We start from the raw sequence: 8,251 nt of genomic DNA, 5'->3' as shown, positions 1-8,251 counted from the left end.
CGCGGCAAGGGACGGGCGGTCGAGGTGTTCGGCGAGCTGGAGACCGCCGACCGGGTCGCCGTCCTCGTGCCCGGCTCCGACACCACGCTCGACACCTACGAAAGGTTCCGTGCCGGGGCCGTCGCCCTGCAGCAGCGCCTCCGGGCCGAGCATCCGCGCTCCGCCGTGGTCGCCTGGCTCGGGTACGACACCCCCGGCACGGTCAGCACGACCGTCCTGACCGCCGGCCGCGCCGACGTGGCCGCCACCGAACTGGCGCCCTTCCTCGACCGGTTGGCCGGCATGGCCGCGCCGGGCACCAGGCTCTCCCTTCTCTGCCACTCCTACGGTTCCGTGGTCTGCGCCCGGACCCCGACCGGGCCCGCGGTCGGCGACATGGCCCTCTTCGGCAGCCCGGGCACGGGAGCCGCGGCCGCCCGGGACCTGCCGACCGGCGCCCGGGTCTGGGCCGGGCGGGGCAGCAGCGACTGGGTGGCGAAGGTCCCGCATGTCCGGCTCGGCGGGCTCGGCTTCGGCACCGACCCCGTCGACCCCGCCTTCGGGGCACGGGCCTTCACCCCCGGCGCCGCCGGCCACAGCGACTACCTCAACCCGGGCACCGAGTCCCTGGAGAGCCTGGCCGCCATCGTCCTCGGCACCACACCCGCTTCGGAGGCACCCCATGCATGAGCTCCGCGCCCGCTGGTCCGCGCTCGCCACGGGCATCGATGCGGCCACCCCGGCCGGCCGGGACCGGCCCGTGGACGCGCTGCGCGCCTTCGCGATCCTCGGTGTGATCCTCGGGCACTGGCTGGTCACCGCCCTCACCGCCACCGACGGCCGGCTGAGCACCACCAGCCCGCTGGCGCACATGCCCTGGCTGGCCCCGGTCTCCTGGGTGTTCCAGACCCTGGCCGTCTTCTTCCTCGTCGGGGGCCACGTCGCCGCCCGCGGGTACGTCGCGGCGCGCGAGCGGCAGGTCTCGTACGGCACGTGGGTCGGGCAGCGGCTGGGCCGGCTGTTCCGGCCGGTCGCCGCGGTGCTCGTCCTGTGGACCGTCGTGGCGGGCGGGATGCTGGTCGGCGGGGCGGAGCTGGACACCGTCCGGACGCTGGTCAAGCTGGTGCTGTCGCCGCTGTGGTTCCTGCTGGTGTTCGCCGCGCTGACCGCCGCGACCCCGCTCGTGGCCCGGCTCAATCCGCTGTGGCCGCTGGCCGTGGTGGCCGGCGTCGACGTGTGGCGCTTCGGCCTCGGCGGCCCCGAGTGGATCGGCTGGGTCAATGTGGCCGCCGGCTGGCTGGTCCCCTTCACCCTGGGCGCCGCCTGGTCCCGGGGGGCGTTCGCCCGGCGCCGGCCGGCGCTGCTCCTGCTCGGTGCCGGAACCGTGGCCACGGTCGCGCTGGTCCTGTGGGGCGGGTACCCGGCGTCCATGGTGGGCGTCCCCGGAGCCGCGGTGTCGAATCTGAACCCGCCGACCCTCGCCGCGGCCGCGTTCGGACTGGCCCAGTGCGGTCTGGCCCTGCTGGTGCGCGAACCGCTGGCCCGGGCCATGCGGCGGCCTTCGGCCTGGGCGAAGGTGGCCCTGGTGAACCTCTCCGCCATGACGGTCTTCCTGTGGCACCAGACCGCCATGATGGCCGTCACCGCCCTCGGACTGCTGCTCTCGGCCGACCTGCCCGGTCTGCACACCGTGCCCGACTCGGTGGGCTGGATAGCATCCCGGCTGCTGTGGCTGCCGGTGTTCGCTGTCGCCCTGACGGTGTGTTGGGCCGCGTTCCGCGCGTACGAGCGGGGCGGCCGCCCGAAGCCGGAGGGCACCACCCGCCCCGTCGTCGGCTCCCACCGGGCAACGGCCCCCGTCAAGGAAACCACCCATGCCTAGGCTGGAGCCCGTGATCGATCCGAGCGAGTCCCCGGCACCCGGCGCCCGCCGAAGCCGTAGCGGCCGTCCCGCGCCGCGCGGCCTGGTGCAGGAGCTGTTCACCCTGAGGCGGGATCCCCTTCCGAAGATGTCCCGGCCGCGCTGGCTGGCCTGGCTGCCGCACGTGGTCCTCGGCTACGCGGCCATTCCCTGCGGCGTCCTGACGGGGATGCAGCTGAACGACCACTACAAGGTCGTCGGCCCCGCCGTGCTGGGACTGTCGCTGCTGACGTCCGCGTCCGTCCTGCTCAGCATGTTCCGGCCGATCGCCGCCTGGTGGCTCGGGCTCGTCACCGCCGCCCTCATCGCCTGGGTCATCCACGACCACGTCGGTCAGGGACAGGCCTGGCACTGGACGCCCGCAGGGCCGTTCACGTTCGCGCCCCTCATCCTGATGGTCGCCCTACGGGTGCCGCCCCGGGTGACCGTCTGGGTCATCGGCATCACGCTCGCCCTCTCCGGACTGGCCGACGTCGTCCTCAGACCGCCCCACAGCCAGACGCTCATCGGCGGCGTGGCCATCCTCTTCGGGTTCGTGGGAATCCTCGGCTACGCGCTCCGCGCGACGCGCCTGGCCCGCGGCAAGCTCGTCGAGCAGGAATCGCTCACCGAGGAGGAGCGGGCCCGGCGCACGCTGCTGGAGGAGCGCAGCCGGATAGCCCGAGAGCTGCACGACGTGGTCGCCCACCACATGTCGGTGATCTCCATCCAGGCGCAGGTCGCCCCGCACCTGGTGGACAACCCGTCCGAGGAGCTCAAGGAGAACCTGGCGGGCATCCGGGAGAACGCGTTGGAGGCCCTGACCGAGCTGCGCCGCGTCCTCGGGGTGCTGCGCTCCGAGAACCCCGACGATCCGGCGAACCCGCACCATCCGCAGCCGACCCTCGCCGAGCTGGACGGCCTCGTCGACAACGTCCGGGGAGCCGGGCTGGACGTCACCACCGCGATCGCGGGGATACGCCGGCCGCTGACGCCCGGCGTGGAGCTCACCGCGTACCGGATCGTGCAGGAGGCGCTGAGCAACTGTCTGCGCCACGCGCCCGGTTCGCAGGTGGAGGTCGGCATCGCGTACGGGCCGCGCGAGCTGCACCTGTGCATCGCCAACACCGTGCCGAGCCGCCCCGCCCCGCCTTCCCAGGGCGCGGGACACGGGCTGCTGGGGATGCGCGAGCGGGCAGGCATGCTGGGGGGCGAACTGGCCGCCGGCCCGCGCCCCGACGGCGGGTACGAGGTCAGCGCCGTACTGCCGATGGACCCTCAGGACCCGCCCGCCGGCACCGCCCCCGAGACGAAGAAGGCCCCATGAGCACCCCGATCAAGGTGATGATCGCCGACGACCAGATGATGGTGCGGCAGGGCTTCACCGTGCTTCTCAACGCGCAGCCCGACATAGAGGTCGTGGGACAGGCGGTGGACGGGGCCGACGCCGTGGCGAAGGTCGCCGAGCTCGCTCCGGACGTGGTGCTGATGGACATCCGCATGCCGGGAATGGGCGGCATCGAGGCCACCTCCGTCATCACCGGGGTTCCCGATGCCACCGTGAAGGTGCTGGTGCTGACCACCTTCGATCTCGACGAGTACGTGTACGAGGCGCTGCGGGCCGGGGCCTCCGGGTTCCTTCTGAAGGACGCTTCGGCCGACCAGCTCGCCGAGGCGGTGCGGGTGGTGGCGGCCGGCGAGGCGCTGCTCTCGCCGAACATCACGAAGCGGCTGATCACGGAGTTCTCCCGGATGGGGGCGCCGCGGGCGCCGTCGCGGGCCCGGATCGACGAGCTGACCGAGCGGGAGACCGAGGTGCTGTCGCTCGTGGCGCAGGGCCTGTCGAATGCGGAGATCGCGACCCACCTGACGGTGGCGGAGCAGACGGTGAAGACGCATGTCGGACGGATCCTGGTGAAGCTGGGCCTGCGGGACCGCACGCAGGCGGCGGTGTTCGCGTACGAGACGGGGCTGGTCCGGCCGGCCGGATACTGAGGCGGCCCGGGTGGTCCTCGCAGCCCTCGTAGTACTTGAGGGGGATGCCGGGATATCCCCTTCAGCGGCGACGCGGACGACGGGAACGCCGCCCTACGGTGGGGGTATGACCGAGACGACCACCGGGGGGACAGCCCGGCCACCTGAGTTCCGACTCGCATCGGGGCTCTTCAAGAACCTCCGCGACGACCTGATCACCGATGCGTTCGCCTACCGGCCGCTGCCGCCGATCCGCACCGACGGGCGGGTCGCCCGGTGGGTTCCTCGGGCGCTGCGCCCCAGGACGGCGTTCCTGCCCCATGCGGTGGTGATCCTGCTGGCCGTGGTCACGGTGTTCGTCACCGTCATCAACAACAGGATGGTCCCTTCCGGGCTGTCGCTGCTGCTGGGGCTGATGGCCGCGGCGCCGGTGCTGATGACGCTGGTGCGGCCGGTCGGCGCCGTGTGGGTGGTGCTCGGCGTGACCCTGCCGCTGGCCATGGTGGAGAGCACGAGCATGACCTGGCCGTGGTCTCCGGGCACGTTCTTCGCCCACCTCGTCGTGATCACCATCGTTGCGTTGCGCAGCCGGCCGCGGGTGGCCGGCTGGCTGTGGCTGATCACCGTGGCGACCGGGTCCTTCCTGCCCTCGCTGATAGGCCAGCCCCTCGAGCCCGGACCGATGGCCTTCCTGTCCGCGGTCTCCCTTCTCGCGGTCACCGTCCGCAACACCCGCAAGGAGGCGCGGCAGGAGGTCACGGCGCAGCAGGAGGTCACGGCCGTCGAGCGCGACAAGCGGACGCTGCTGGAGGAGCGGACGACGATCGCGCGGGAGCTGCACGACGTGGTGGCCCACCACATGTCGGTGGTGGCGATCCAGGCGGAGGCCGCGCCGTACCGGGTGAAGAACCCGCCGCCGGAGCTGGAGGCGGCGTTCGTCACCATCCGGGAGAACGCAGTGGCGGCGTTGACGGAGCTGCGGCGGGTGCTGGGTGTGGTGCGCTCCTCCGACTACGAGGCTCCGGACGCCCCGCAGCCGACGCTGGCCTCGCTGGACGGGCTGCTGGCCAACGTGCGGGAGGCCGGGCTGAGCGTGGAGAAGACGATCACCGGCGCGGTGCGGGAGCTGCCGCAGGGCGTGGAGCTGTCGGCGTACCGCATCATCCAGGAGGCCCTGAGCAACACGCTGCGGCACGCGCCGGGAGCGGCGGCCGAGGTGGAGGTCTCGTACGTGCTGGGTGGTCTGGGGATACGGATCGTCAATCAGGCGGCGACCGCGGATGTGCAGCCTTCGCCGGGGGCCGGGCACGGCATCACCGGAATGCGGGAGCGGGTGGCCATGCTGGAGGGGCAGATGACGGCGGGACAGACGGCTGCCGGCGGGTACGAGGTGGCGGTGTTCATACCGGTGCGCCATCGTCAGGAGCCGGAGCCGGTGCTGGGGGCGGGGAGCGTATGACGATCAGAGTGTTGATCGTCGACGACCAGATGATGGTGCGGGAGGGGTTCTCCGTCCTGCTGAACGCCATGGACGGCATCGAGGTGGTGGGCGAGGCGGTCGACGGTCGGGAGGCCATCGCGCAGGTGGCGGCGCTGCGGCCGGATGTGGTGCTGATGGACATCCGGATGCCGCAGATGAACGGGCTGGAGGCGACGCGGGAGATCGTCGCCGCGGACACGGACGCGAAGGTGCTGGTGCTGACGACCTTCGACCTCGACGAGTACGTGTACCAGGCGCTGCGGGCCGGGGCCTCCGGGTTCCTGCTCAAGGACGCGTCGGCCCGTCAGCTGGCGGACGGGGTCCGGGTGGTGGCCGCCGGAGAGGCCCTCTTGGCGCCTTCGGTGACGAAGCGGCTGATCGCGGAGTTCTCGAAGATCTCCGAGACGCGCAAGCTCGCGGACCCGGCGGGAGTGGGTGAGCTGACGGAGCGGGAGACGGAGGTGCTGGTCCTGATCGCCCAGGGGCTGTCCAATGCGGAGATAGCGGCCCAGCTGATCGTCGCCGAGTCCACGATCAAGACCCATGTGAGCCGGATCCTGGTGAAGCTGGGCCTGCGCGACCGCACGCAGGCCGCGGTGTTCGCCTACGAGACCCGGCTGGTGACACCGGCGTAGGGCCTGGTCCGGATGACGGGCCGTGGGGTGCGGAGAAGGCCTAGGGTGCGGGGATGGGCTTTGATCCGTGGGATGCCGCGTTCGTCGCCGATCCGTATCCGGCGTACCGGGAGTTGCGGGAGCAGGGGCGGGCCGTGTGGTGGGAGGCCACCGGGCAGTGGCTGGTGCCGCATTACGCCGATGTGAGCGCGCTGCTGCGGGACCGGCGGCTGGGACGGACCTACCTGCACCGCTTCTCGCACGAGGAGTTCGGGCGCGAGGCGCCGCCACCGGAGCACGAGCCCTTCCACGTGCTCAACGGCAACGGCCTGCTGGACCTGGAGGATCCCGCGCACGCGCGGGTGCGCAGGCTGGTGGCGAAGGCCTTCACCCCGCGCACGGTGGAGCGGCTCGTGCCCGCCGTGCAGCGGCTGGCCCACGGGCTGGTGGAGCAGCTGCTCGCGGACGGGGGCGGCGATCTGCTCGCGATCGTCGCCGAGCCGCTGCCGGTGGCCGTGATCGCGGAGCTGCTGGGCGTGCCGGAGGCGGACCGGGGGCTCCTGCGGCCGTGGTCGGCGGACATCTGCGGGATGTTCGAGCTCCGTCCGGACGAGGAGACGGCGCGGCGCGCGGTGCGGGCGAGCGTCGAGTTCAGCGCCTACCTGCGGGGGCTGATCGCCGAGCGCCGCACCCGCCCCGGCGATGATCTGATCTCCGGTCTGATCGCCGCCCACGACGAGGAGGGCCGGCTCAGCGAGCAGGAGATGATCTCCACCTGCGTGCTCCTGCTCAATGCCGGACACGAGGCCACCGTCAACACCACCGTGAACGGGTGGTGGGCGCTGTTCCGCAACCCCGCGCAGCTCGCCGCGCTCCGCGGCAGCCGCGATCCCGAAAAGTTGTCCACAGCTGTGGATGAACTCATGCGGTACGACACTCCCCTGCAGATGTTCGAGCGCTGGGTGCTCGACGACATCCGCATCGGGGACACCGAGATCCCGCGCGGAGCCGAGGTCGCGCTGCTCTTCGGGTCCGCGAACCGGGATCCCGCGCGCTTCGAGGAGCCCGACGCGCTGGACCTCGTACGGGCCGACAATCCGCACCTGAGCTTCGGTGCCGGCATCCACTACTGCCTGGGGGCGCCGCTGGCGCGGCGGGAGCTGGAGGCCTCCTTCGGGGCGCTGCTGGCGGACGGAGTCCCGCCACTGCGGCTCGTCGAGGAGCCCCGGTGGCAGGACGGGTACGTCATCCGGGGGCTGGAGCAGCTGCTCGTGGAGTTCTAGCAGTTCCGGTCCGGAGGCCGCTGATGCGGTCGCACGGTCATGTCGAGGCGGCGCAGGCCGGCGAGACCTGCCGCGGTCAGGGCCGTCGGCCACCGCCCGGGCGGCCGTCGCGCACCTGGGGGGGGAAGGAGGTCGGCCTCGGCCAGGCCCTCTGTTTTGGATCTTGCCTGACCCGCCAAGATCCAAAAAGGCCTAGCGCGGCCCCGGCAGGGCGCCGCGCGCAGGACGGGCGCGGCCCACGCCGCCGGAGTACGGGGCCCACAGCACCCCGCCCACGGCCGGGTCCCCCGCGAGCTGCACCACCCGCACCACCTGCCCCGGCACGGCCGACACGGCCGACGCCGGCGAGGCCTGCGCGCCCGCCGCCGTACGGGGCCACGGGCGCGGCGGCAGCACCCTCCGGCCCAGCACACCCAGGGTCAGCGCGTACCGCCCGTCCGCCAGGACCAGCACCGGCGGGCGCCACCGCGCACGGACCACCATGGCCTCGTACGGGGTCCAGCGCACCCCCGGGTCCCGCAGCGCGCGCCGGGCCCGCCGGACGGCGTGGAGCTCCCGCACCCCCAGCAGCACCGGGCTCAGCAGAACCACCAGCACCGACGGCCGGGTGAGGACGGCCGCGACCACCGCCGGCCACCAGAACACCGGCAGCAGGCAGAGCAGCAGCCCGTCCCGGCGCCAGTCGCCCAGCGCATCGTCGACCGCCGCCGTCACCGGGGCAGGGTGAGCGTCCATGCCCCGGGCCGCAGGGTCCACGTACGGCGGCGGACCGGCCCGGTCATCGCCGCGTCGGCCCGGTAGCGGAAGTCCGCGCCCGACACCGTCACCGTCTTGGCCCGGGCCGTCACCGCGGAGTCCGCCGGGCCCCCACTCGTGCGGACCACGACCTCGGCCGGACCTCCGTCGTCGCACGTGCGCACCGAGACGTCCTCCACGGGCTGGTCCACGTCCGCCAACAGCACCCCGTCGGCCTCGATCCGCAGCCGGTGGTGACCCCCGCTCCCGCCCGCGCCACCGCCCC

At 73.0% G+C, this 8,251-nt stretch carries 8 protein-coding genes and 1 pseudogene; 7 read left to right on the top strand and 2 right to left on the bottom strand.

The features are described from left to right. The 7 genes from PV721_RS38205 to PV721_RS38175 all read left to right on the top strand — a co-directional run. Positions 1–669: alpha/beta hydrolase (locus PV721_RS38205; protein ID WP_319732673.1), on the top strand; the 669-nt coding region annotated here is incomplete at its 5' end. Beyond that, a complete protein-coding gene (locus PV721_RS38200) occupies positions 662–1,861 on the top strand; it encodes an acyltransferase (RefSeq protein WP_319732671.1) in 1,200 nt (399 codons plus the stop codon). The genes PV721_RS38205 and PV721_RS38200, both read left to right, overlap by 8 nt. After that, positions 1,854–3,206, top strand: a complete 1,353-nt coding sequence (locus tag PV721_RS38195) for a sensor histidine kinase (protein ID WP_319732669.1) — start codon at positions 1,854–1,856, stop codon at positions 3,204–3,206. The genes PV721_RS38200 and PV721_RS38195 overlap by 8 nt, the downstream gene beginning before the upstream one ends. Then, positions 3,203–3,874 carry a response regulator transcription factor gene (locus PV721_RS38190; protein ID WP_319732667.1) on the top strand — a complete coding sequence of 224 codons (672 nt, stop codon included), beginning with the start codon at positions 3,203–3,205 and terminating at the stop codon, positions 3,872–3,874. Before PV721_RS38195 ends, PV721_RS38190 begins: the two co-directional genes overlap by 4 nt. A 106-nt stretch (positions 3,875–3,980) precedes the next feature. After that, on the top strand, positions 3,981–5,312 hold the full coding sequence (locus PV721_RS38185) for a sensor histidine kinase (RefSeq protein WP_319732665.1): 1,332 nt from the start codon (positions 3,981–3,983) through the stop codon (positions 5,310–5,312). Then, positions 5,309–5,968 (top strand): response regulator transcription factor, encoded by a 660-nt coding sequence (locus PV721_RS38180; protein ID WP_319732663.1) that lies wholly within the window; start codon positions 5,309–5,311, stop codon positions 5,966–5,968. Before PV721_RS38185 ends, PV721_RS38180 begins: the two co-directional genes overlap by 4 nt. Positions 5,969–6,021: 53 nt before the next feature. Then, the gene (locus PV721_RS38175) at positions 6,022–7,230 is read left to right on the top strand and encodes a cytochrome P450 (RefSeq protein WP_319732661.1); all 1,209 of its coding nucleotides are present in this window, start codon (positions 6,022–6,024) and stop codon (positions 7,228–7,230) included. Between the two features lie 192 nt (positions 7,231–7,422). On the opposite strand, the gene PV721_RS38170 is transcribed toward PV721_RS38175, so the two are convergent. Together PV721_RS38170 and PV721_RS38165 are read right to left on the bottom strand one after the other, a co-directional pair. Beyond that, positions 7,423–7,965, bottom strand: coding sequence for a hypothetical protein (locus PV721_RS38170; RefSeq protein ID WP_319732659.1), 543 nt, complete (start codon positions 7,963–7,965; stop codon positions 7,423–7,425). Further along, positions 7,941–8,251: pseudogene (locus PV721_RS38165) on the bottom strand (diacylglycerol kinase); the annotation flags it as partial. The pseudogene PV721_RS38165 and the gene PV721_RS38170, both read right to left, overlap by 25 nt.

This window comes from Streptomyces sp. MB09-01, assembly GCF_033794505.1.
Lineage (GTDB): Bacteria > Actinomycetota > Actinomycetes > Streptomycetales > Streptomycetaceae > Streptomyces.
The sequence above is the reverse complement of the archived record's forward strand: the minus strand, read 5'-3'. Positions and strand labels throughout refer to the sequence as shown.